We start from the raw sequence: 22,127 nt of genomic DNA, 5'->3' as shown, positions 1-22,127 counted from the left end.
TTTTTGCGCGCAGAATGGTGGCGATGCGGCAACCGCCGCCAACCCTCCATGCGGAAAACGAACGTGACCACTGCGATCCTGCTCGAGAACATCCACCAGAGCGCCAACGCCCGGCTGGCTGAAGCCGGCCTGCAGGTCGAGCGCCGCACCGGCGCCCTGGCCGGTGCCGAACTGCGCCAGGTGCTGGCCAGCCACGACGTGGTCGGCATCCGCTCTGCCACCCACCTGCGCGCCGACGACATCCGCAGCGCGCCCGGGCTGCTCTCGGTCGGCTGCTTCTGCATCGGCACCTCGCAGGTGGACCTGGAAGCCGCCACCACCGCCGGCATCCCGGTGTTCAACGCGCCCTTCTCCAACACCCGCTCGGTGGCCGAGCTGGTGGTGTCCGAAGCGGTGATGCTGCTGCGCCGGATTCCGGAGAAGAACACCCTGGCACACGCCGGCAAATGGGCCAAGGGCGCCGCCGGCGCATTCGAGGCGCGCGGCAAGACCATTGCCATCGTCGGCTACGGCAATATCGGCTCGCAGGTGGGCGTGCTGGCCGAATCGATGGGCATGCGCGTGGTCTACTACGACGTGCTGGCGCGGCTCTCGCACGGCTCCGCGCGCGCTGCGGGATCGCTGGAAGAAGCCGTGTCGCAGGCCGAAGTGGTGACCCTGCATGTGCCAGCCACGCCGCGCACGCGCAATATGATCGATGCGCGCATCCTGGCCGCCTGCAAGCCGGGCGCGATCCTGATCAATGCCTCGCGCGGCAGCGTGGTGGACATCGCCGCGCTGGCCGCGGCGCTGCGCGAGAAGCGCCTGGGCGGTGCCGCCATCGACGTGTTCCCGGAGGAGCCGAAGACCAACAACGACCCCTTCGTCAGCGAACTGCAGAACCTGCCCAACGTACTGCTGACCCCGCACGTGGGCGGCAGCACCGAAGAGGCGCAGGAGAATATCGGCACCGAAGTGGCGGCCAAGCTGGCGCACTTCCTGGCCACCGGCGGCACCATCGGCGCCGTCAACTTCCCCGAGGTCGATCCCGGCCCGCTGCACGCGCCGGCGCGGCTGCTCAACGTGCACGGCAACGCGCCGGGCGCCCTGGCGGCACTGAACACGCTGCTGGCGCAGGAAGGCGTGAATATCACCGGCCAGCACCTGCAGACACGCGGCCACACCGGCTATGTGGTCACCGACCTCGACCGCGTGCCGTCAGACCAGTTGATGCAGGCGCTGCGCACCCATGCAGGCTTTGCCCGCTCGCGGCTGATCCTGCGATAGGACAGCGGCCGTCCCCAAGCTCAATTGTCACAAGAGTGTCACAACTCTTAAGAATGTTCTGAAACCGTCGCTATGATGAATGTGGCAGCCCACGCGCGGATCCGTGGGCCTGCACTGTGCCGGTTCTCAGTGGCGGCCTGCCTCAGCGCCACGCTGACAATAAGAGAGAGTAGCCATGAAAGCGGTCGAACTCAGCAGGAAGGCCGCCGGCGTTGCCGGCAGGCTGGTCGCAGCAGGTCTTCTGGCAGCCGCGGGTGCCGGCCCCGCTGCCGCGCATACCGGCACCATTACGTTCCTTGGGGGAATCTCGTACCCGTCCTGCGGCTTCAGTCCGTCCGCCGGACTGTTGCAGGCGAGCTGCCAGCAGCCGTCGGGGCAGATCGTCTCGGCCCCGTTGCCGATGTCGCCTGCGCGGATGCCCGGGCAAGCCCGCATCGGCGTGGCAAGGCTGGACGTCGAGCCCGCCCGTGCCGGGCACCGCGGCACGCCGGACGCGTACGTGGTGGTAGTGACCTACCAGTAAACGGCACGGCAGGCAGGTGCCCGCACAAGCCGGCCCTGCCTGCCGCCATCCCCTGCCGGCGCCGCGTCAGTCCAGGCGGATATTGGACGCCCGGATCGCTTCAGCCCAGTAGGTCTGCTCCACCTTCACCACATCGGCAAAGGCCGCGGGGGAGCTTCCCTTGACGATAATGCCGAGATCGACCAGCCGCGTGTGCAGCTCGGGGTTCGCCAGCACGCGGTTGACGTCGGCAGACACCTTGTCGACCACCGCGCGCGGCGTCGCCGCCGGCGCGAACAGGCCCAGCCAGCCCTGGCGCTCCAGCCCTTGCACGCCCGCCTCCTGGAAGGTCGGCACATCCGGCAGCAGCGGCGAGCGCGACTGCCCGGCCACGGCGACTACCTTGAGCTTGCCGGCGCGCGCATGCTGGCGCGCGGTGACCGCGGCCACGATGCCGGCTGGCAGTTGCCCGCCAAGCAGGTCGTTGACCAGCGGACCCTCGCCCTTGTAGGGCACGTGGGTCAGCTCGACCCTGGCGTTGCGGCCGAAGACCTCCATCTGCAGATGCCCGCTGGAACCCAGCCCGTAGGTGCCGTACGGCAGCGGCTTGCCCAGCTTGCGGATGTAGTCGATCAGTTGCTTCACGTTGGCCGCCGGCACGTCGGGCTGGACCACCAGCGCCAGGTTGGAGGTCGCCAGCTCCGAGATCGGCGCGAAGTCACGCACCGCGTTGTAGTTTGCCTTGCTGTACAGGAGCGGGGCCTGGACCAGGCCGGTCAGCGCGAACAACAGCGTATAGCCGTCCGGCTCCGCCTTGGCCACCATGTCCGCGCCGATCATGCCCCCGGCGCCCGGCCGGTTGTCCACCACCACGGCCTTGCCCCATGCCTTGGCAAGGCCGTCCGCGACCATGCGCGCGACCACGTCGCCGGTCCCCCCCGCGGCGTACGGCATCACGATGCGCACCGTGCGTGCCGGGAAATCCACCCCCGCACCACCCTGCGCCCGCGTGCCCAGCCCAACCCCTGCCAGCGCCGCACCCGCGACGCCCAGACCCATTTGCTGCAAAACCCTGCGCCTGCCGTGCTGCATACCTTGTCTCCTGTGTCTCGTCTCCGGCAGCCGGCCTCGTGCCGTGCCGGCATCCTGCCACGCCATGCCCGGCCAGCCTCTGCGGGCCGCTGCCGGGAGCGCGTGCGGGCCACTGTAGGAGGCTCGGGCGCCGGTGTCGTCTGCCAAAGGGAGGAAATTCGGCAAGCCGCCAGAATCGTCCAAACGAACTAGGACGCAACCCTTAGGGCCATGGAACAATCGCCCGGACCTGATGCCCTTGCGCCAAAATATTGCCGATACAGCACTTATGATCCTGTCCACCGCATGCGGGCCAGGGTGGCGGTGACGGGCATCGCCCCACCCCAGGAGAGTGCATTGCATCCCTTTGCCAACCACGCCGTGAGCGGCGGCCCACTGCCGCTGCCGACGGTGCTCGCCTCCAAGCTCGCGCCCCCCGTGGCGCACCCCGCCACGATCGGCCGGCCGCACCTGGTCGCGCGCATGGCGCAGGACCGCGCGGCCCGCGTGATCCTGGTGCGGGCCGCGGCCGGCTTTGGCAAGACGACGCTGATGCAGCAATACGCGGAGTATTGCGCAGCGCAGCAGCAAGCCACGGTGTGGCTGCGCCTGGATGCGGGTGACAATGACCTGGAACGGCTGCTGGTCCACCTGGACGCCGGCCTGGCCGCGCTGCGCGGCGGCAAGCGGCGCGGGGCCGCAACGCAGGAGCCGGCCAGCGGACCGCGCCTGGCGCACCGCATCCTGGGGCTGGTGGGCGCCGCGGCGCAGCCGTTCGCGATCGTGCTGGACGATTTCGAGACCTTGCAGAGCCCGCCGGCGCTGGATCTGGTGCAGCAGCTGATCGAGGCGATGCCGCCCTGCGGCACGCTGGTGATCGGCTCGCGCACCGCACCGGAAATCGGCCTGGGCCGGCTGCGCGCGCGCGGGCAGTTGCTGGAGATTCCGCCCGCCGCCCTGCACTTTTCTGTCGACGAGGCCGCGCAGCTGCTGCGCGGGCGCTGCGGCCTGCCGCTGCGCGACAGCGACATTGCCACGCTGCACCGCCGCACCGAAGGCTGGGCCACCGCGATCTACCTGGCCGCGCTGTCGCTACAGCAGCGCAGCGACCACGCCGCCTTCGTCGCCGCGTTCTCCGGCACCCACCTGGAGCTGGGTGAATTCCTGGCCGAGGACATCCTGGCGCGGCAGTCCGACGCATGCCGCGCCTTCCTGCTGGAAACCAGCGTGCTGGGCCAGCTGAGCGCGCCGCTGTGCGACGCCCTCACCGGCCGCGCCGACGCGCGCGAGATGCTGGATCACCTCGAACGCGCCAACCTGCTGCTGTTCCCGCTCGATGCCGAACGCACGTGGTACCGCTACCACCGGCTCTTTGCCAGCTTCCTGCAGCACCGGCTGGCCGTGCAGGCGCCGGAGCGGGTCGCGCCGCTGCACCTGGCCGCCGCGCACTGGTACCTGGAGCACGGCTACCCCATCCCCGCGGTGGACCACCTGCTGCAGGCGGGCCGGCATGACGAGGCGCTCAGCGCCATTGCCAGCCAGTCCGACTCGCTGCTGGGCACTGGTCGGGTGCGCCTGCTGTTGCGCTGGTTCGACCAGATCCATCCCGCAACGCTGGCGCGGCAACCGGCGCTGGCGCTGACGCGCGCGTGGGTACTGCTGCTCAACCGGCGCCACGCCGAGGCCATGGCCGCACTGGCCTCCTTCCAGCCCGAACTTGAGCAACTCGGCGACGACAACCAGCGCGCGCGCCTGGGGGTGGAAGCACAGACCATCCACTGCGTGCTGCTGGCCATGACCGACCAGGTCGAGACCTGCCGCGATGCCGCCGGCGCGCACCTGCGCCGCCTGGCGCCGGACGAGCCCTTCCAGTACCGCATCCTGGCCAATTCGCTGGCCTACGCGCTGATCTGCACGCACCGCTACGACGAAGCGCGCAGCGTGCTGTCGCGGGCGACGCTGCGCGCGCAGCAGCCGCAGTCGGTACGCGGCCTCAGCGACACGCTGGAAGGCGTGATCGACCTGGTGCAGGGACGCCTGGGCAACGCGCTGGCGCGCCTGCGTGCAGCGTCCGGCGACAGTCCGGGCAGCGACGTGTTCTGGGCACTGGCGCTGTATGAGCACGATGCGCTGGAAGAGGCCGGGCGCCTGCTGGCCAATGCGCTGCCCTACAGCAAGGGCAACGGCCCGCCCGATTCGATGATCGCCTGCCACGTGCTGAGCGCGCGGCTGGCGCTGGCGCGCGGGGACCGCGGCCAGTGGCTGCAGCGCCTGGCTGAACTGGAGCAACTGGGACAGCAGTCCGGCACCGCGCGCAGCGTGTGCTCGGCCTGGCTGGAGCGCGCACGCGTCGCCACGCTGGAAGGCAAGCTGGAAACGGCATTGCAGGCATTGCAGGCGGCCGACCTGTACGGCGGCTGGGAAGCGCTGGACGCCACCGGCCATGCCAACGATATCGACCGGCCTTCCATCGCGCGCTGCCGGCTCGACATCGCGCGCGGCAATATCGCGCCGGCGCTGTCCGCGCTGGATGCCGCCATCGCGGCCGCACTGGCATGCCAGCGCTACTGGCGCCTGATCCGGCTTCGCATCCTGCGCGCCACCGCGCTCGACGGCATGCAGCAGCGCGATGCCGCCCTGCAGGAAATCACCGAAGCCCTGCGCCTGGCCAGCCATGAAGGCTTCCTGCGCTCCTTCCTGGAAGAAGGCGAACGCGTTGCCGTGCTGCTGCGGGCCTGGGCAGGCGCCCATCTGGCACAGGCAGCAGCGCTTGGCGTGGCCGAGCCTTTTGTCGCCAGCCTGCTCGCGCGGCTCACCGGGCCAGGCTCAGCGAAGCCGGCCGCAGAACAGCCCGCGGAAACGGCGCACCAGCCCGACCCGCTGACCGGGCGCGAACTGGAAGTGCTGCGCATGCTGTCCGCGGGCTACCGCAATCGGGTGATCGCGCAGAAGCTGTTCCTGTCCGAGCTGACCGTCAAGTCGCACCTGCGCCGCATCCATGCCAAGCTGGGCGCGCAAAGCCGCACAGAAGCGGTGGCACTGGGCCGCGCGCGCGGCCTGATCCCGTGAGCCGTGGGCACGGGCAAGCGAGTGCAGTCTTGACACCCTGGTTCCTGCTTCCTTTAATGGTGTAACGCATCAGGTGCCGCGCCTGATCACTTTTGCCGATTACTTCAAACCATGATGGAAACCGGTGAAGCCCGCGATCCGCAGCGCAAGCAAGAAGAACTGCGCAGTTTCCTTTTCCTGACCGCCGTGATGGTGCCGGTACTCTCCGTCATCATCGTGGCAGGCTATGGGTTCATTGTCTGGATGACCCAGCTGATCAGCGGTCCGCCGTCACATTGAGCGGCCCGGCAAGCCCGGTGCGCAATACTTGCCGCGACCGGGGCGGCATTTGACAGATAAAAAAAGCTGCAGCACAGACTGAAACGGCATCGAACCGGAGCTTGCGCATGCCCGCAGCAAGACGTGCCATCCCCATCCAGCCGCTGCCCGCGAGCGAAGAGTGGCATATCGCCGGCATCGTCGTGCATGCCATTCCCGACAGCCTGGCGCAGGTACGCGCCGCGATCGAAGCCATCACCGGTGCCGAAGTCCACGCAGCCAGCGATGCCGGCAAGCTCGTGGTCACCATCGAAGCCCCCACCTCGCGCGCCATTGCCGCGCACCTGACGTACCTGCACCAGCTCGAGGGCGTGCTGTCGGCCGCGCTCGTTTACCAGCACAACGAAGACGCCGAGGCGATGCACGAAGCAATGGACCCGGCAATGAACGAGGAGGCAGGCACATGACCATCTCTCGTCGTGATTTCATCAAGCAGACCGCTGTCGCCGCGACCGCATCGGTTGCCGGCGTGACGCTGCCGGCCGGGGCCGCCAACTTTGTCACCGACAGCGACATGACCAAGCTGAAGTGGTCCAAGGCGCCCTGCCGCTTCTGCGGCACCGGCTGCGGCGTGACCGTGGCGGTCAAGGACAACAAGGTGGTGGCCACGCAGGGCGATCCGCTGGCCGAGGTCAACAAGGGCCTGAACTGCGTCAAGGGCTATTTCCTGTCGAAGATCATGTACGGGCAGGACCGGCTGACCAAGCCGCTCTTGCGCATGAAGAACGGCAAGTACGACAAGAACGGCGAATTCGCCCCGGTCACGTGGGAGCGCGCCTTCGACGAGATGGAACGCCAGTTCAAGCGCGTGCTGAAGGAAAAAGGGCCGACCGCGGTGGGGATGTTCGGTTCCGGCCAGTGGACGGTGTGGGAAGGCTATGCCGCCTCCAAGCTCTACAAGGCGGGCTTCCGCTCCAACAATATCGACCCCAACGCGCGCCACTGCATGGCATCGGCCGTGCAGGGCTTCATGCGTACCTTCGGCATGGACGAGCCGATGGGCTGTTACGACGATTTCGAGGCCGCCGATGCCTTCGTGCTGTGGGGCTCGAACATGGCCGAGATGCACCCGATCCTGTGGACCCGCATCACCGACCGGCGCCTGAGCTACCCCAAGACGCGCGTGGCGGTGCTGTCCACCTTCACGCACCGTTCCTTCGACCTGGCCGACATCCCGGTCATCTTCAAGCCGCAGACCGATCTGGCGATGATGAACTACATCGCCCACTACATCATCAAGAACAACAAGGTCAACAAGGACTTCGTCAACAAGCATACGGTCTTCAAGGAAGGCGTGACCGACATCGGCTATGGCCTGCGCCCGGAACATCCGCTGCAGAAGGCGGCCAAGAACGCTGCCGATCCCGGTGCCTCGCGCCCGATCACCTTCGATGACTTCGCGCGCTTCGTGGCCAAATACGACGCCGACTATGTCAGCAAGCTGTCGGGCGTGCCCAAGGCCAAGCTGGACCAGCTCGCCGAGCTCTATGCCGACCCCAACATCAAGGTGATGTCGCTGTGGACCATGGGCTTCAACCAGCATACGCGCGGCAGCTGGGCCAACAACATGGTCTACAACCTGCACCTGCTGACCGGCAAGATCGCCACGCCGGGCAACAGCCCGTTCTCGCTGACGGGGCAGCCGTCGGCGTGCGGCACCGCGCGCGAAGTGGGCACCTTCTCGCACCGGCTGCCGGCCGACATGGTGGTGACCAACCCCAAGCACCGCGAAGAGGCCGAGCGCATCTGGAAGCTGCCGGCGGGCACCATCCCCGACAAGCCGGGCTACCACGCCGTGCTGCAGAACCGCATGCTCAAGGACGGCAAGCTCAATGCCTACTGGGTGCAGGTCAACAACAACATGCAGGCCGCTGCCAACCTGATGGAAGAAGGCCTGCCGGGCTACCGCAACCCGCAGAACTTCGTGGTGGTGTCCGATGCCTATCCCACCGTGACCGCGCTGGCCGCCGACCTGATCCTGCCCAGCGCGATGTGGGTGGAAAAGGAAGGCGCCTACGGCAATGCCGAGCGCCGCACGCAGTTCTGGCACCAGCTGGTCGATGCGCCGGGCGACTCGCGCTCTGACCTGTGGCAGCTGATGGAGTTCTCCAAGCGCTTCAAGGTCGAGGACGTCTGGCCCGCCGAGCTGATCGCGAAGAAGCCGGAGTACCGCGGCAAGACCCTGTTCGACGTACTCTACCGCAATGGCCAGGTCGACAAGTTCCCGCTCAAGGAAGTCAACGCCGAGTACCACAACGCCGAGGCCAAGGCATTCGGCTTCTATGTGCAGAAAGGCCTGTTTGAAGAGTACGCAACCTTCGGCCGCGGCCACGGCCACGACCTGGCCCCGTTCGACGCCTACCACGAGGCGCGCGGGTTGCGCTGGCCGGTGGTCAACGGCAAGGAGACCCGCTGGCGCTACCGCGAGGGCAGCGACCCTTACGTGAAGGCCGGCACCGGCTACCAGTTCTACGGCAACCCCGACGGCAAGGCGGTGATCTTCGCCCTGCCCTACGAGCCGGCCGCGGAATCGCCCGACAAGGAATACCCGTTCTGGCTGGCCACCGGCCGCGTGCTGGAGCACTGGCATTCGGGCTCGATGACGCGGCGCGTGCCGGAGTTGTACCGTTCCTTCCCCAATGCAGTGGTGTTCATGCACCCGGAAGACGCCAAGGCAATGGGACTGCGCCGCGGCGTGGAGGTGGAAGTGGTGTCGCGGCGCGGGCGCATGCGCTCACGCGTGGAGACCCGCGGGCGTGACGCGCCGCCACGCGGGCTGGTGTTCGTGCCGTGGTTCGATGCCAGCCAACTGATCAACAAGGTGACGCTGGACGCCACCTGCCCGATCTCGCTGCAGACGGACTTCAAGAAGTGCGCGGTCAAGATCGTCAAGGTCTAGCCCGGAATCGAACAGGGAGACGCCATGAAACCAAGCCGATCCTGGATGCCCCTGCTGGCCCTGTGTGCGCTGCTGCTGGCCGTGCTGGCAATGCCGGCGCACGCCCAGGGCCTGGTCGACGCGATGCGCGGGCCCACGCCCATCGCCAGCGAGAGCAAGGCGCCGCTGCTCTACCCGACCGAGAACAAGGACATCCGCCGCACCCGCAACTACACCATGCAGCCGCCGACGATCCCGCACAAGATCGACGGCTACCAGGTCGACAAGGACTTCAACCGCTGCATGTTCTGCCACGCCCGCACGCGCACCGAGGAAACCCAGGCGATCCCGGTCAGCATCACGCACTACATGGACCGCGACAACAACGTGCTGGCCGACGTCTCGCCGCGCCGCTACTTCTGCACGCAATGCCACGTGCCGCAGGCCGACGCCAAGCCGCTGGTGGGCAACACCTTCATTGACGTCGAGCAGCTGCTCAAGCGCAAGCCCGGCGTCAAGGGCTCGTCCAACTAGCGGATGCGCGCCATGCTCGACCTGATCAAGCGTTACTGGCGAACCATCAACCGGCCCAGCGCGTATTTCAGCCTGGGCTTCCTGACCCTCGGCGGCTTTATCGCCGGCGTGGTGTTCTGGGGCGCGTTCAACACCGCGCTGGAACTGACCAACACCGAGCAGTTCTGCACCGGCTGCCACGAGATGCGCGACAACGTCTACCAGGAGCTGCAGGGCACCATCCACTTCACCAACCGCAGCGGCGTGCGCGCCAAATGCTCGGACTGCCACGTACCGCACAACTGGACCTCCAAGATGGCGCGCAAGATGCAGGCGTCCAAGGAGGTGTGGGCCAAGATCTTCGGCACGGTCGACACCCGCGAAAAATTCCAGGCGCACCGGCTCACCCTGGCCCAGCACGAGTGGGCGCGCTTCAAGGCCAACGATTCACTGGAATGCCGCAACTGCCACGACTACCAGTCGATGGACTTCACGCGCCAGAGCCCGCGCGCGCAGGCCATGCATTCCACCTACCTGGCCAACAAGGAGAAGACCTGCATCGACTGCCACAAGGGCATCGCGCACCACCTTCCCGACATCTCCAAGGCCGAGGAGAAATGACGCGTGCAAGTCCGCTCGCCCGCGCCGCCATCCGAGCTTCTGCCTGAATCCCCACGTTGCGCCGCCCCCGTGCTGAGCGCCAGCGGGCTGGCCATCTCGCGCGCCGGACGCCCGGTGTTGCGCGGCATCGACCTCGACCTCGCCCCCGGCGGCTTGTTGCAGGTACTCGGCCCCAACGGCAGCGGCAAGACCAGCCTGCTGCGCGTGCTGTGCGGGCTGGCCATGGCCGATGCCGGCACGCTGCACTGGCGCGGCCGCCCGGTGCGCGCCGCCGACCCTGACTATCAGCACGCGCTGGCCTATGTCGGCCACACCAACGGCATCGACCCTGACCTGAGCCCGGCAGAAAACCTGCGCTTTGCCGCGCGACTGGCCGGATCGAACGACAGTGCCGATGGCGTCGCGCGCGCCCTCGCCGCGCAAGGGCTGGAGCGGGTCGCAAACGCGCCGGTGCGCACGCTCTCGCAAGGGCAGCGGCGGCGCGTCGCGCTGGCGCGCCTGTCGCTGGCGCAGCGCGCCCTGTGGCTGCTGGATGAACCGGTCATCGCGCTGGATGCCGATGCCTGCGCGCGCTTCGATGCCCAGCTCGACGCGCACCTGGCCGCCGGCGGCATGGCCGTGATCGCCACGCACCAGCTGCTGCCCGCGGGCGGCGCGGTGCTGCACCTGGGGGCGCCGGCATGATGCGCACGCTCGCCGCCATCGTCGCGCACGATGTCTCGCTGTCCTGGCGGCGGCGCGGCAGCCTGCTTGGCGGCGTGGTGTTTTTTGTCATTGCCGCCAGCCTGTTCCCGCTGGCGATCGGCCCCGAGCCGCAGCAGCTGCGCGCGCTGGCGCCGGGCATCCTGTGGGTGACGGCACTGCTGGCGTCGATGCTGTCGCTGTCGCGGCTGTTTGCGCAGGAGCACGCCGATGGCAGCCTGGACCAGCTGCTGCTGTCGCCGCATCCGCTGGCACTGCTGGTGCTGGCCAAGATCGCCGCGCACTGGCTCACCAGCGGCCTGCCGTTGCTGCTCCTGACGCCGCTGCTGGCGCAGCAGTACGGGCTGCCCCTGAGCGCATCGCTGCTGCTGGCGGCGTCGCTGCTGGTCGGCACGCCGGCGCTGAGCCTGATCGGCGCGGTGGGCGCGGCGCTGACGCTGGGCGTGCGCGGCGGCGCGGTGCTGCTGTGCATCCTGGTGCTGCCGCTGTGCGTGCCGGTGCTGGTGTTCGGCGCCAGCGCAGCGGCCGCTGCCGATGCGGGGCTGGACGTGATGCCGCAGTTCTCGCTGCTGGGCGCCTGCCTGGCGCTGTCACTGTTCCTGTGCCCGTTGGCCACCGCCGCCGGGCTGCGCATTGCCATGGAGACGCCGGCATGAGCCAGCCGCTGCCATCCGTCCACCCCGCTGCCGCGCCGCGGCCCCCCGTCCGCGGCGGCTGGCTGGCCTATGCGGCGCCGGTGCGCTTCTATCCGCTGGCCGGGCGCATGGCGCCATGGTTCTTTGCCGCGGCGGCGCTGTTCGCGGTGGCGGGACTGTGGCTCGGCTTTGGCGTGGCCCCTACCGATGCGCAGCAGGGCGAGGTCTACCGGATCATCTTCATCCACGTGCCGGCGGCGTGGATGTCGATGTTCATCTACCTGGTCATGGCCGGCTACTGCGCGCTGGCACTGGTGCTGCGCACGCGGCTGTCGTCGATGATGGCCTCGGCGCTGGCGCCCACCGGGGCGCTCTTCACCGCGCTGGCGCTGTGGACCGGCGCGCTGTGGGGCCAGCCCACCTGGGGCACCTGGTGGGTCTGGGATGCGCGGCTCACCTCCGAGCTGATCCTGCTGTTCCTGTACCTTGGCTTTATCGCGCTGGAAGCCGCCATCGACGAGCCGCGCCGGGCCGAGCGCGCCTGCGCGGTGCTGGCGCTGGTGGGGGTGATCAATATCCCGGTGATCTATTTCTCGGTGCAGTGGTGGAACACGCTGCACCAGGGCGCATCGGTCAGCCTGACCGCGGCGCCGTCGATGGCGGCCACCATGCTGGCTGGCATGCTGCTGATGACGATGGCGTACTGGATGTACACGGTGGCGGTGGCGCTGGTGCGCGTGCGCTGCATCCTGCGCGAACGCGGCGAGGTGCCGCACGGCCCGGCCATGGTTCCCGGAGAAACCTCATGACGCTGTCCTCGCTGCTGCCCTACGGACATCACGGCTTCTTCATCGCCGGCGCCTTCGGCGTGAGCGCGGTGCTGCTGGCGCTGGAGCTGGTGCTGCTGGCCCGCCGCTGCCGTGCCACGCGCCAGGAAGCCGGCCAATGACACCACGCCAGCGCCGCTTCGGGCTGCTTGCCGCGGCGCTGGCCTGCTGCGGCATCGCGGCGGCGCTGGTGCTCAATGCCTTCCGCTCCAACCTGGTGTTCTTCTTCAGTCCCAGCCAGGTCGCCGCGCAGGAGGCGCCGGTGGCACGCAGCTTCCGGCTGGGCGGGCTGGTGGCACCCGGCTCGATCCGGCGCGAGGGCGACGGCATGACGGTGCGCTTCGTGGTCACCGACACGGCGCGCCAGGTGCCGGTGCTGTACCGCGGCCTGCTGCCCGACCTGTTCCGCGAAGGCAAGGGCGTGGTGGCGCGCGGCCAGCTGCAGGCGGACGGCACCTTCATCGCCAGCGAGGTGCTGGCCAAGCACGATGAAAACTACATGCCGCCGGAAGCCGCCGACGCACTCAAGCAGGCCGAACAGGTGAAGCGCCGCATGGCCGAGGCTGCGCCGGCCCAGGGAGTGCGCCAGTGATCGCGGAACTCGGCCATTTCGCGCTGATCGTGGCGCTGCTCGTCGCGCTGGTGCAGGCCGTGGTGCCGCTGGCCGGGGCCGCGCGCGGCCAGCTGGCGTGGATGGCGCTGGCGCGCCCCGCCGCGCGCGTGCAGTGCCTGCTGGTGGCGCTGTCCTTCGCCGCGCTGACCTGGTCCTTCGTCAGCAACGACTTCAGCGTGCGCTATGTCGCCGCCAACGCCAACAGCGCGCTGCCGCTGGCCTACCGCGTCGCCGCGGTCTGGGGCGGGCACGAGGGCTCGATGCTGCTGTGGACGCTGATGCTGGGCCTGTGGTCGCTGGCCGTGTCGCTGTGCAGCCGGCAGCTGCCGCTGGCCGCCGTGGCCCGCGTGCTGGCCGTGATGGGCGCGATCAGCGCCGGCTTCCTGGCGTTCCTGCTGTTCGCCTCCAACCCCTTCGTGCGGCTGCTGCCGCCGGCGATGGAAGGCCGCGACCTCAACCCGCTGCTGCAGGACCCGGGCATGGTGTTCCACCCGCCCCTGCTCTACATGGGCTATGTGGGCTTCTCGGTGACCTTTGCCTTTGCCGTGGCGGCGCTGCTGGCCGGGCGCGTCGATGCCGCCTGGGCACGCTGGTCGCGGCCGTGGACCACGGTGGCGTGGGCCTTCCTGACGCTGGGCATCATGCTGGGCAGCGCCTGGGCTTACTACGAGCTGGGCTGGGGCGGCTGGTGGTTCTGGGACCCGGTCGAGAACGCCTCGTTCATGCCGTGGCTGGCCGGCACCGCGCTGATGCATTCGCTGGCGGTCACCGAGAAGCGCGGCGCCTTCCGCGCCTGGACCGTGCTGCTCGCCATCTTCACTTTCTCGCTGAGCCTGCTGGGCACCTTCCTGGTCCGTTCCGGCGTGCTGACCTCCGTCCACGCCTTCGCCGTGGACCCGAAGCGCGGCGTCTTCATCCTGGCGCTGCTGGGGCTGGTGACCGGGCTGGCGCTGGCGCTGTATGCATGGCGCGCGCCACGGCTGGCGCGGCGCGTGGCGTTTGCGGCGGTCTCGCGCGAGTCGATGCTGCTGGCCAACAACGTGCTGCTGGCGGTGGCCGCCGCCACGGTGCTGCTGGGCACGCTCTACCCGCTGCTGGTCGATGTACTGGGGCTGGGCAAGATCTCGGTCGGCCCGGCGTATTTCGAGCAAGTCTTCGTGCCCTTGATGGCCCCCGCGGTGCTGCTGATGGGCGCCGCGCCGCTGGCGCGCTGGCGCCACGGCAGCCTGCCCGACATGGCGCGCCGCCTGCGCTGGGCCGCCATGGCCAGCGCGGCCATCGGGCTGGGGCTGCTGCTGGTGCTGCGCAATGCGTCGGCGCTGAGCGGGCTGGGGCTGCTGCTGGCGGCCTGGTGCGTGCTGAGCGCCGTGGCCAGCCTCGCGGCGCGTTTGCGCCAACAGCAAGGGCGCCGCCTGGCCGCGCTGCACCAGTTCACGCCCAGCTACTGGGGCATGCTGCTCGCCCACGCCGGCGTGGGCGTCTTTATCGCCGGCGTGACGCTGGTATCCGGCCAGGAAAGCTTGCGCGAGTTGCCCATGCGCGCCGGCGACAGTGTCAGCGTGGGCGGCTATGACTTCCGCTTTGCCGGCGTGACCCAGGCCGGCGGCCCCAACTACGACGCGCTGCGCGGCACGCTGGTGGCCTCGCGTGACGGCAAGCGGGTAGCACTGCTCCACCCGGAGCGCCGCATCTACCGCAGCCAGGACATGCCCACCACCGAGGCCGCGATAGACAGCGGCCTGGCGCGCGACCTCTACGTGGCGCTGGGCGAGAATGTCGATGGCAGCGCCTGGGCCGTGCGCATCCACGTCAAGCCCTTTGTCGACTGGATCTGGGCCGGCTGCGTGCTGATGGCGCTGGGCGGGCTGCTGGCCGTCTGCGACAAGCGTTACCGGCTGCGCCGCCGTGCCGCCAATCCTGCCGCCGCGCCAGCCGCGCCGGATGCGCCCGCAGTGCCGGCATTGGCCTCCGTCCATGAGGAGACGCCCGCATGACGCGCTTCCTGCTGCCGCTGGCCGCCTTCCTTGCCCTTGCCGTCGCGCTGGCCGCCGGGCTGCGCCACGACCCGCGTGAACTGCCCTCGCCGCTGGTCGGCAAGGCCGCGCCGGCGTTCCGCCTGCCGCTGCTCGAACCCGAAGGCCGCACGCTGGCCAGTGCCGACATGCGCGGCAAGGTCTGGTTGCTGAACGTGTGGGCGTCGTGGTGCGCGGCCTGCCGCACCGAGCATCCGTTGCTGGTGGATTTTGCCGCGCGCTCGCCGGTGCCGCTGTATGGCCTCAACTACAAGGACGAGACCGGCGCCGCGCGCGACTGGCTGCAGCGGCTGGGCAACCCCTATGCGGCTTCGCTGGTCGATGCCGACGGCCGCGTCGGCATCGACTACGGCGTCTACGGCGTGCCCGAGACCTTTGTCATCGACCAGCACGGCGTGGTGCGCTACCGCCAGGTGGGCCCGGTCACGCGCGAGGTGCTGGAGCGCAAGCTGATCCCGCTGATCGAGCAGCTGGAACGGCAGGGAGGCAGCCATGCGTAGCCGGATTCGCGCAACGCTTGCCGTGTGGCTTTGCTGCGTTTCGCTGCAGGCGATGGCGCTGACGGAAGCCGAACTCGATGCCCGCGTGCACGCGCTCTCCAACGAGTTGCGCTGCCTGGTCTGCCAGAACCAGACCCTGGCCGACTCCAACGCCGACCTGGCGGTCGACCTGCGGCGCCAGATCCGCGCGCAGTTGCGCGGCGGCGCCAGCGACGAGGCGGTGAAGGACTACCTGGTCCAGCGCTATGGCGACTTCGTGCTGTACAAGCCGCCGCTGCGGCCGCTGACGTGGCTGCTGTGGTTCGGCCCGCTGCTGCTGGTGGCCGGCGTGGCGGCCGCGATCCTTCGCGCGCGCTCGCGCAATCGCCAGGCGGATGCGACGCTGGACGCCAGCGCGCAGCGCCAGCTTGCGGACTTGCTGGACGAATCGGCCGCAACACCCGTACAGCACCGCCAGCCATGACCACCTTCTGGCTGCTCGCCGCCGCCCTGATCGCCGCCGCCACGGCCTGCCTGCTGTGGCCGCTGCTGCGCCGCCAGGCAGCGCCAGACCCGGGCACGCCGGAGCGCACCTTGCTGGTTGACCTGTACCACGACCAGCTGCGCGAGCTGGACACCGACCTGCGCGGCGGCACCCTCACCGCGGCGCGCCACGCCGAAGCCCGCGACGAACTCGGCCGCCGGCTGCTCGATGACGCCGCCGTCGCCGCCACCGGAACGGGACGGGCCGGCACCTCGCCCCTGCTCGCCGCGCTGCTGCTAGCATTGCTTCCCAGCGCCGCCATCCTGCTGTACCTGCACCTGGGCAACCCGGTCGCCCTCTGGCGTGCCGACGACCTGCCCGAAGCCAGCGGCAGCCAGCACCAGCTGAGCGGCGCGCAGGTCGAGGGCATGGTGAACCAGTTGGCGCAGCGCCTGCGCGAGTCGCCCGGCGATGCGCAGGGCTGGGCCATGCTGGCGCGCTCATACAGTGTGATGGAACGCCATGCCGACGCCGCCGCGGCGTACGCGCGCGCCGTCGAACTGGCGCCGGACGTGGCCGCGCTGCGCTCCGACTACGCCGATGTGCTGGCCAGCCTGAACGGCGGCTCGCTGGAAGGCCCGCCCATGGCGCAAATGCGCCAGGCCCTGGCGCTGGACCCGGACGACCCCAAAGCACTGGCGCTTGCGGCCAGCGCCGCGGCCGAACGCGGCGACAAGCAGGCGGCGATCGGATATTGGGAACACCTGTACCGGCTGCTGCCGGCGGATTCGCAGACCGCGGCGCGCATCGCCGCCAACCTCGCCGCCGCGCGCGGCACGGCTGCCGCGGCGCAAACCCCGAAGATCACCGGCATGGTCACGCTCAGCGAAAAGGCCGGGCGCACGCCGCAACCCGGCGACACGCTCTTTGTCTATGCGCTGCCCGCTAACGGGTCACGCATGCCGCTGGCGGTGCTGCGTCGCCAGGCGCGCGACCTGCCGCTGTCGTTCACGCTGGATGATGCGATGGCGATGCGGCCCGACCACCGGCTGTCAGGGCAGCAACAGGTCATGCTGGAAGCGCGGATTTCGGCCAGCGGCAGTGCCTTGCCGAAGGCCGGGGACCTGGTGGGGCGCACCGGACCGGTGGCAGTCGGCACCGAGGGCATCCGCATCGCCATCGACGGCGCGATTGCCCCGTAGCGGCTCAGGCGGGCAGCGTCGCCTTCAGGTTGGCCAGCATGTCCGCCACCATCTCCTTCAAGCCGTACTCTGCCTTCCAGCCCCAGTCCGCGCGCGCGACCGAATCGTCGATCGAATCCGGCCAACCCTGCGCAATCGCCTGGCGATAGTCGGGTTCATAGCGGATCTCGAAGCCCGGCACCTGCTCGCGGATGGCCGCTGCAATCTGCGCGGGCGTGAAGCTCATGCCGGCGATGTTGTAGCTGCCGCGCTCGCTCAGCTTGTCGGCCGGCGCTTCCATCAGTTCGATGGTGGCGCGGATCGCATCGGGCATGTACATCATCGGCAGGGCCTCGTCTTCCTTCAGGAAGCAGGTGTAGGGCTCGCCCTTCACCGCCGCATGGAAGATGTCGACCGCATAGTCGGTGGTGCCGCCGCCGGGCGGGGTCTTGTGCGAGATCAGGCCGGGATAGCGCACGCTGCGCACATCCACGCCGTGGTTGGCGTGATACCAGCGGCACCAGCCCTCGCCCGCCTGCTTGGAGATGCCGTAGACGGTGGTGGGCTCCATCACGGTCTTCTGCGGTGTCTGTCCGGCAGGCGTGGTCGGGCCGAAGGCTGCGATCGAGCTTGGCCAGAACACCCGCTCCAGCCCGGTCTGCCGCGCCAGTTCCAGCACATTGAGCAGGCTGGTCATATTGAGGTTCCAGGCCCACTGCGGCGCCTTTTCACCGGTGGCGGACAGCGCGGCCGCCAGCAGGTAGACCTGCGTGATGCCATGGCGCTCGACCACGGTCGCCAGCTCGCCGCGGTCGGTGGCGTTGAGCATCTCGTGCGTCAGGTGCACATGGCGGCCGGTGGGCACCACGTCGGAGGTGATCACATTGGTGCGCCCGTAGCGCTCGGCCAGCGCCAGTGCCAGCTCGGACCCGATCTGGCCGTTGGCGCCGACGATCAGGACCTTCGGTTTGCCATCTTCCATCAGATCAGCCCCAGTTCGCGGCCAGCCTGGCCAAAGGCATCCAGCGCCGCCTGCAGCGCGGCCTCGTCATGCAGCGCGCTCATCTGCACGCGGATGCGCGCCTGGCCCTTGGGCACCACCGGGTAGAAGAAGCCCACCACGTACACGCCCAGTTCCAGCAGCCGCTGCGCGAGCTGCTGCGCCTTGTCGGCGTCGTAGACCATGATCGGGATGATGGGGTGGTCGCCCGCCTTGACGTCGAAGCCCAGCTGGTCCAGCCCCGCGCGGAAGAACCTGGTATTGACCTCCAGCCGGTCGCGCAGCTCGGTGCTGGCCTCCAGGATATCGAGCACCGCGATCGACGCGCCCACGATGGCCGGCGCCACCGTATTGGAGAACAGGTACGGCCGCGAGCGCTGGCGCAGCAGCGCCACGACTTCCTTGCGCGCGCTGGTGAAGCCGCCGGAGGCGCCGCCCAGCGCCTTGCCCAGCGTGCCGGTGATGATGTCGATCTTGCCGAACACGCCGCGCGCCTCATGCGTGCCGCGCCCGCGCTGTCCCATGAAACCGGTGGCATGGCATTCGTCGATGCCCAGCAGCGCGCCGTACGCATCGCAGATCGCGCGCATCTCGTCCAGCCGCGCCACGGTACCGTCCATCGAGAACACGCCATCGGAAAACACCAGCGTGTAGCGCGCACCGTCGGCCCGCGCCTGCTCCAGCTGCACGCGCAGGTCGTCCATGTCGTTGTGCTGGTAGCGGTAGCGGCGTGCCTTGGACAGGCGGATGCCGTCGATGATCGAGGCATGGTTGAGCGCATCGCTGATGACCGCGTCTTCCGCGCCCAGCAGCGTTTCGAACAAACCGCCATTGGCATCGAAGGCCGAGCCATAGAGGATGGTGTCCTCGGTGCCGAGGAAGGCCGACAGCCGCGCCTCCAGCGTCTTGTGCAGGTCCTGCGTGCCGCAGATAAAGCGCACCGAGCTCAGCCCGAAGCCATGCGTGCGCAGCGCTTCGTGCGCGGCCTCGATCACCTGCGGGTGCGACGACAAGCCAAGGTAGTTGTTGGCGCACAGGTTGATGACCTCGCGGCCGTCGGTGGTGCGCACCCGCGCACCCTGCGGCGTGGCGATCACGCGCTCATTCTTGAACAGCCCCGCCGCGCGGATGCTTTCGAGTTCAGTACGGATGGATGCATAGAATGCCTCGGCATTCGACATGGCTTGGCTCCCGGTGGTGGCGGTGTGCTAGGCGGGCGTGCTAGCATCTGATCGATAAATCGAACACGTTCTGTATATCGAACATTTTGCGCAATATAACGAACATTCTCCCATGACGCAAGCCCTTGCCCAGATGCCACAGGCCGACGGGCCGCCCGCCGTCGGCATGGCGCTGCAGGCGCTGCGCCAGCAGCAGCGCCTGTCGCTCGATGAACTGTCGCGCCGTGCCGGCGTATCCAAGTCGATGCTGTCGCAGATCGAACGCAACCTGGCCAACCCCACCGTGGCGGTGCTGTGGCGCCTGGCCAATGCGCTGGGCGTGAGCCTGACGGATTTCCTGGCCGGCGGCGCGGCAGAGCGGCCGGGCGGCGGCATCACCGTGATCCAGCCGCATGCCACGCCGTCGCTGAAAAGCCCCGATACCCGCTGCGACCTGCGCATCCTGGGCCCGATTGACCTGGCCGGGCGCTTCGAGTGGTATGAGCTGACCATCCAGGCCGGCGGCGTGCTGGCCTCCGAGCCGCACGAGGCCGGCACCCAGGAACACCTGTCGGTGCTGAGCGGATCGATGACGGTGCGCGCGGGCGCCGATGAGAAGAAGCTGAGGCACGGCGAGACCGCGCGCTATGCGGCCGATGTCGCACATGCGATCTCCAATGGCGGCAAGACCACTGCCACCGCACTACTGGTTGTAGTGCATCCGGGCTGACGCGGGCAAGGGTTGCGACAGCCCGGCGGGCGGGTTCAGCGGGCGCCGAACCACCGTTTGACCCGCTCCCACAGCACGCCGAAGAACATCGCCACGGGATTGAGGCGTACCGCCTGGTTGCGTTCGGCATCGCTCAGCGTCGGGTCCATCCGGCGCGCCACCGACTTTCCAAAATCGGCGATCATGCGCCGCACGAAATCCCGCACCAGCCCCGACCGCGAAAACTGCGCCAGCGGCCCTTGCAGCGAATACTGCAGGTCGACCGCGACTTCGGTCTCGCGCGCGGAGAGCGCCTTCAGCTGGTAGGCGATGTCGCCCGCGGCCTTGGAGTTGCTGAGCGAGTCCTGACCCGCGCCCTTCAGCACGCCGCGCTTGAGCGCGTCGTCGCGCTGCAGGCGCGCGGCGCCGTCGAACCTCGCGGACATCGGGCCGAACTTGATGGCAATATGGCCCTTGACCTTCTCCCCCGCCATTTCAGTGAGCACCGCACCCGGCAGGCAGCCCGCCACGGCCGGCAGGTCAGCCATGAAGGCCCATACCGCGTCGAGCGCGTAGGGGACGGTGAAGCTGCCTTCGATGCGCGACCAGCCCTTGCGGTCGGCTGACCGTTCCGCCTCGGCGCCGGTGCCGGCGGCCAGGTGCGGCAGCGTGCCGAGCGCTTCGTCCGCAACGGCAAAACCGGTGAACGGCGCTTCGGCCGGCGCCGCGCCCGCGACGTGCCGCGCAATCACGCCGGCTGCGTCGCGGCGTGCGTCCAGTACGGAGCGGATGGCGGCGACGATTCCCATATAGCCAGTGCAGCGGCACAGGTTGCCCGACAGCTCATGGCGGATGGTGGCGTCGTCCGCATCGGGCAGGCGCAGCACGATGTCGCGCGCGGTCGCCAGCATGCCCGGCGTGCAGAAGCCGCACTGCAGCGCGTGATGCTGGTTGAACGCGGCGCGCAGGTCGGCCATGACGGCATCGTCCTGGTAGCCTTCGACGGTGACGATGTCGGCGCCCTGGCAGGCGGCGGCGAAGGTGATGCACGACCGCACCGGCTTGTCGTCGAGCAGCACGGTGCAGGCGCCGCACACGCCGTGCTCGCAGCCTAGGTGGGTGCCGGTCAGCCGGTGCGTGTCGCGCAGGAAGTCGCCCAGGTGCGTCCGGTCCGCGCACGCGCCGGAAACCCGGCGGCCGTTGACATTGAATTCGATGGTCTGCACGGGCACTCCTCAGTTCAGCATTTGCGTGACGCAGCGCATCACGACGGTACGGTAAAGCTTGCGGTCGATGGCGTCCTTGCCCGGCGCGGCCTGCGCCACCGCTTCTTCCACGGCACTGGCCGTGAGCGCCGCTGCGCCTTGTGCCGCAACCGCGCGCGTGAGTCCGGGCAGCACCACCGGCGGCCCGTCCAGCGCGCCGAGCACGATGCGTGCGAAGCGGCGGCTGGCATCGAAGTACGCGGCGCAGCTGGCTTCGGCAAACTCGCCGGTCTTGCGGCACAGCTTCTGGTAGCCCCAGCGGCTGTGCGCGCTGGCATGCGGCACGCGCACGGCGGCGATCAGCTCGCCGTCGGCCAGCACCGTGGTGTAGGCGCCGATCATGAAGGCCTCCATGGGCACCTCACGCGTGCCGGTGCCGGATGCTATCTCGATGCGCGCACCCAGCGCGGTCATCGCCACCACCCAGTCCGCGGCCGGGTCCGCATGGGCCAGGCTGCCGCCCACGGTACCGCGGTTGCGGATCGCGCGGTAGGCAATGCCGCCCGCCACGGCCTGCAGCATGGTGCCGCGCAGCGGCGCGAACACGCCGTCCTCGATCTGCGCATGGGTCACGCAGGCGCCGATGCGGATGCCATCGGGGGTGGACGCGACTTGCCGCAGTTCGGCCAGCCCCGACACATCGACCACCGTGTCGGGACGGGTCAGCCGCAGGTTCAGCATCGGGCCGAGCGACTGGCCTCCGCCCATGGCCTTGGCCACATCGGTGCCCGCGCCAAGGCGGGCCAGCGCCTCCGGCAGCGAGCCGGGCTCATGATAGGAAAAAGCGACGGCTTTCATCGG

General features: G+C 69.2%; 23 protein-coding genes. 18 read left to right on the top strand and 5 right to left on the bottom strand.

Features of this window, described 5'->3' with window-relative positions; genetic code table 11:
- The first annotated feature begins 48 nt into the window (after nt 1–48).
- Both serA and ACW4E8_RS34010 read left to right on the top strand, forming a co-directional pair.
- Nucleotides 49–1,266, top strand: a complete 1,218-nt coding sequence (gene serA, locus ACW4E8_RS34015) for a phosphoglycerate dehydrogenase (RefSeq protein ID WP_456808522.1) — start codon at nt 49–51, stop codon at nt 1,264–1,266.
- A gap of 175 nt (nt 1,267–1,441) precedes the next feature.
- Nucleotides 1,442–1,789: a hypothetical protein gene (locus ACW4E8_RS34010; RefSeq protein WP_456808521.1), complete on the top strand. Its 348-nt coding sequence runs from the start codon at nt 1,442–1,444 to the stop codon at nt 1,787–1,789.
- Between the two features lie 66 nt (nt 1,790–1,855).
- Here the strand turns inward: ACW4E8_RS34010 and ACW4E8_RS34005 are convergent, their stop codons facing one another.
- A complete protein-coding gene (locus ACW4E8_RS34005; RefSeq protein WP_456808520.1) occupies nt 1,856–2,860 on the bottom strand; it encodes a Bug family tripartite tricarboxylate transporter substrate binding protein in 1,005 nt (334 codons plus the stop codon).
- A gap of 336 nt (nt 2,861–3,196) precedes the next feature.
- On the opposite strand from ACW4E8_RS34005, the gene ACW4E8_RS34000 reads away from it, so the two are divergent.
- The 15 genes from ACW4E8_RS34000 to ccmI all read left to right on the top strand — a co-directional run bounded on the left by ACW4E8_RS34000 (nt 3,197) and on the right by ccmI (nt 17,213).
- Nucleotides 3,197–5,908 (top strand): LuxR C-terminal-related transcriptional regulator, encoded by a 2,712-nt coding sequence (locus ACW4E8_RS34000; protein ID WP_456808519.1) that lies wholly within the window; start codon nt 3,197–3,199, stop codon nt 5,906–5,908.
- Nucleotides 5,909–6,019: 111 nt separating this feature from the next.
- A complete protein-coding gene (napE, locus tag ACW4E8_RS33995) occupies nt 6,020–6,187 on the top strand; it encodes a periplasmic nitrate reductase, NapE protein (protein ID WP_369798867.1) in 168 nt (55 codons plus the stop codon).
- A gap of 107 nt (nt 6,188–6,294) precedes the next feature.
- Nucleotides 6,295–6,633 (top strand): chaperone NapD, encoded by a 339-nt coding sequence (locus ACW4E8_RS33990; RefSeq protein WP_013952464.1) that lies wholly within the window; start codon nt 6,295–6,297, stop codon nt 6,631–6,633.
- Nucleotides 6,630–9,125: a periplasmic nitrate reductase subunit alpha gene (gene napA / locus ACW4E8_RS33985; RefSeq protein ID WP_456808518.1), complete on the top strand. Its 2,496-nt coding sequence runs from the start codon at nt 6,630–6,632 to the stop codon at nt 9,123–9,125. Before ACW4E8_RS33990 ends, napA begins: the two co-directional genes overlap by 4 nt.
- 24 nt (nt 9,126–9,149) lie before the next feature.
- Nucleotides 9,150–9,638, top strand: a complete 489-nt coding sequence (locus ACW4E8_RS33980) for a nitrate reductase cytochrome c-type subunit (RefSeq protein WP_456808517.1) — start codon at nt 9,150–9,152, stop codon at nt 9,636–9,638.
- 12 nt (nt 9,639–9,650) lie between these two features.
- Nucleotides 9,651–10,238, top strand: a complete 588-nt coding sequence (locus ACW4E8_RS33975) for a cytochrome c3 family protein (RefSeq protein ID WP_456808516.1) — start codon at nt 9,651–9,653, stop codon at nt 10,236–10,238.
- A 3-nt stretch (nt 10,239–10,241) separates the two neighbouring features.
- A complete protein-coding gene (ccmA, locus tag ACW4E8_RS33970) occupies nt 10,242–10,922 on the top strand; it encodes a cytochrome c biogenesis heme-transporting ATPase CcmA (protein ID WP_456808515.1) in 681 nt (226 codons plus the stop codon).
- On the top strand, nt 10,919–11,596 hold the full coding sequence (gene ccmB, locus ACW4E8_RS33965) for a heme exporter protein CcmB (RefSeq protein ID WP_456808514.1): 678 nt from the start codon (nt 10,919–10,921) through the stop codon (nt 11,594–11,596). The genes ccmA and ccmB overlap by 4 nt, the downstream gene beginning before the upstream one ends.
- Nucleotides 11,593–12,384 carry a heme ABC transporter permease gene (locus ACW4E8_RS33960; protein WP_456808513.1) on the top strand — a complete coding sequence of 264 codons (792 nt, stop codon included), beginning with the start codon at nt 11,593–11,595 and terminating at the stop codon, nt 12,382–12,384. The genes ccmB and ACW4E8_RS33960 overlap by 4 nt, the downstream gene beginning before the upstream one ends.
- Complete coding sequence (ccmD, locus tag ACW4E8_RS33955) at nt 12,381–12,524, top strand: heme exporter protein CcmD (protein ID WP_456808512.1); 144 nt, start codon at nt 12,381–12,383, stop codon at nt 12,522–12,524. Before ACW4E8_RS33960 ends, ccmD begins: the two co-directional genes overlap by 4 nt.
- Entirely contained in the window at nt 12,521–12,994 is a 474-nt protein-coding gene (gene ccmE, locus ACW4E8_RS33950; RefSeq protein ID WP_456808511.1) for a cytochrome c maturation protein CcmE, read from the top strand. The genes ccmD and ccmE overlap by 4 nt, the downstream gene beginning before the upstream one ends.
- A complete protein-coding gene (locus ACW4E8_RS33945) occupies nt 12,991–15,009 on the top strand; it encodes a heme lyase CcmF/NrfE family subunit (protein ID WP_456808510.1) in 2,019 nt (672 codons plus the stop codon). Before ccmE ends, ACW4E8_RS33945 begins: the two co-directional genes overlap by 4 nt.
- A complete protein-coding gene (locus ACW4E8_RS33940; RefSeq protein WP_013952454.1) occupies nt 15,006–15,548 on the top strand; it encodes a DsbE family thiol:disulfide interchange protein in 543 nt (180 codons plus the stop codon). Before ACW4E8_RS33945 ends, ACW4E8_RS33940 begins: the two co-directional genes overlap by 4 nt.
- Nucleotides 15,541–16,011, top strand: a complete 471-nt coding sequence (locus ACW4E8_RS33935; RefSeq protein ID WP_456808509.1) for a cytochrome c-type biogenesis protein — start codon at nt 15,541–15,543, stop codon at nt 16,009–16,011. The genes ACW4E8_RS33940 and ACW4E8_RS33935 overlap by 8 nt, the downstream gene beginning before the upstream one ends.
- Nucleotides 16,008–17,213, top strand: coding sequence for a c-type cytochrome biogenesis protein CcmI (ccmI, locus tag ACW4E8_RS33930; RefSeq protein ID WP_456808508.1), 1,206 nt, complete (start codon nt 16,008–16,010; stop codon nt 17,211–17,213). Before ACW4E8_RS33935 ends, ccmI begins: the two co-directional genes overlap by 4 nt.
- A 4-nt stretch (nt 17,214–17,217) precedes the next feature.
- On the opposite strand, the gene ACW4E8_RS33925 is transcribed toward ccmI, so the two are convergent.
- Together ACW4E8_RS33925 and kbl are read right to left on the bottom strand one after the other, a co-directional pair.
- On the bottom strand, nt 17,218–18,174 hold the full coding sequence (locus ACW4E8_RS33925) for an L-threonine 3-dehydrogenase (protein ID WP_456808507.1): 957 nt from the start codon (nt 18,172–18,174) through the stop codon (nt 17,218–17,220).
- On the bottom strand, nt 18,174–19,373 hold the full coding sequence (gene kbl / locus ACW4E8_RS33920; protein ID WP_456808506.1) for a glycine C-acetyltransferase: 1,200 nt from the start codon (nt 19,371–19,373) through the stop codon (nt 18,174–18,176). The genes ACW4E8_RS33925 and kbl overlap by 1 nt, the downstream gene beginning before the upstream one ends.
- 112 nt (nt 19,374–19,485) lie before the next feature.
- Here kbl and ACW4E8_RS33915 point away from each other — a divergent pair, with 112 nt between their 5' ends.
- The gene (locus ACW4E8_RS33915; RefSeq protein ID WP_018311761.1) at nt 19,486–20,082 is read left to right on the top strand and encodes a helix-turn-helix domain-containing protein; all 597 of its coding nucleotides are present in this window, start codon (nt 19,486–19,488) and stop codon (nt 20,080–20,082) included.
- A 35-nt stretch (nt 20,083–20,117) separates the two neighbouring features.
- Here ACW4E8_RS33915 and ACW4E8_RS33910 read toward each other — a convergent pair whose 3' ends face one another.
- Both ACW4E8_RS33910 and ACW4E8_RS33905 read right to left on the bottom strand, forming a co-directional pair.
- The gene (locus ACW4E8_RS33910) at nt 20,118–21,287 is read right to left on the bottom strand and encodes a xanthine dehydrogenase family Fe-S subunit (RefSeq protein ID WP_456808505.1); all 1,170 of its coding nucleotides are present in this window, start codon (nt 21,285–21,287) and stop codon (nt 20,118–20,120) included.
- A gap of 9 nt (nt 21,288–21,296) precedes the next feature.
- The gene (locus ACW4E8_RS33905) at nt 21,297–22,124 is read right to left on the bottom strand and encodes an FAD binding domain-containing protein (RefSeq protein ID WP_456808504.1); all 828 of its coding nucleotides are present in this window, start codon (nt 22,122–22,124) and stop codon (nt 21,297–21,299) included.
- Nucleotides 22,125–22,127 lie beyond the last annotated feature (3 nt).

This window comes from Cupriavidus sp. CP313 (assembly GCF_054072015.1).
Note: the sequence above shows the minus strand (reverse complement) of the source record. Positions and strands in the feature narration are given on the sequence as shown.

Excerpts from the sequence above, each read along its gene's own strand:
- ACW4E8_RS34010 (WP_456808521.1), top strand. The coding sequence starts at position 1,442 with ATGAAAGCGGTCGAACTCAGCAGGAAGGCCGCCGGCGTTGCCGGCAGG.
- serA (WP_456808522.1), top strand. The coding sequence starts at position 49 with ATGCGGAAAACGAACGTGACCACTGCGATCCTGCTCGAGAACATCCAC.
- ACW4E8_RS33990 (WP_013952464.1), top strand. The coding sequence starts at position 6,295 with ATGCCCGCAGCAAGACGTGCCATCCCCATCCAGCCGCTGCCCGCGAGC.
- ACW4E8_RS33935 (WP_456808509.1), top strand. The coding sequence starts at position 15,541 with ATGCGTAGCCGGATTCGCGCAACGCTTGCCGTGTGGCTTTGCTGCGTT.
- ACW4E8_RS34005 (WP_456808520.1), bottom strand. The coding sequence starts at position 2,860 with ATGCAGCACGGCAGGCGCAGGGTTTTGCAGCAAATGGGTCTGGGCGTC.
- ccmD (WP_456808512.1), top strand. The coding sequence starts at position 12,381 with ATGACGCTGTCCTCGCTGCTGCCCTACGGACATCACGGCTTCTTCATC.
- ACW4E8_RS33960 (WP_456808513.1), top strand. The coding sequence starts at position 11,593 with ATGAGCCAGCCGCTGCCATCCGTCCACCCCGCTGCCGCGCCGCGGCCC.
- ccmI (WP_456808508.1), top strand. The coding sequence starts at position 16,008 with ATGACCACCTTCTGGCTGCTCGCCGCCGCCCTGATCGCCGCCGCCACG.
- ccmB (WP_456808514.1), top strand. The coding sequence starts at position 10,919 with ATGATGCGCACGCTCGCCGCCATCGTCGCGCACGATGTCTCGCTGTCC.
- ccmE (WP_456808511.1), top strand. The coding sequence starts at position 12,521 with ATGACACCACGCCAGCGCCGCTTCGGGCTGCTTGCCGCGGCGCTGGCC.
- kbl (WP_456808506.1), bottom strand. The coding sequence starts at position 19,373 with ATGTCGAATGCCGAGGCATTCTATGCATCCATCCGTACTGAACTCGAA.
- ACW4E8_RS33940 (WP_013952454.1), top strand. The coding sequence starts at position 15,006 with ATGACGCGCTTCCTGCTGCCGCTGGCCGCCTTCCTTGCCCTTGCCGTC.
- ACW4E8_RS33975 (WP_456808516.1), top strand. The coding sequence starts at position 9,651 with ATGCTCGACCTGATCAAGCGTTACTGGCGAACCATCAACCGGCCCAGC.
- ACW4E8_RS33980 (WP_456808517.1), top strand. The coding sequence starts at position 9,150 with ATGAAACCAAGCCGATCCTGGATGCCCCTGCTGGCCCTGTGTGCGCTG.
- ACW4E8_RS33925 (WP_456808507.1), bottom strand. The coding sequence starts at position 18,174 with ATGGAAGATGGCAAACCGAAGGTCCTGATCGTCGGCGCCAACGGCCAG.
- ACW4E8_RS33905 (WP_456808504.1), bottom strand. The coding sequence starts at position 22,124 with ATGAAAGCCGTCGCTTTTTCCTATCATGAGCCCGGCTCGCTGCCGGAG.
- napA (WP_456808518.1), top strand. The coding sequence starts at position 6,630 with ATGACCATCTCTCGTCGTGATTTCATCAAGCAGACCGCTGTCGCCGCG.
- napE (WP_369798867.1), top strand. The coding sequence starts at position 6,020 with ATGATGGAAACCGGTGAAGCCCGCGATCCGCAGCGCAAGCAAGAAGAA.
- ACW4E8_RS33915 (WP_018311761.1), top strand. The coding sequence starts at position 19,486 with ATGACGCAAGCCCTTGCCCAGATGCCACAGGCCGACGGGCCGCCCGCC.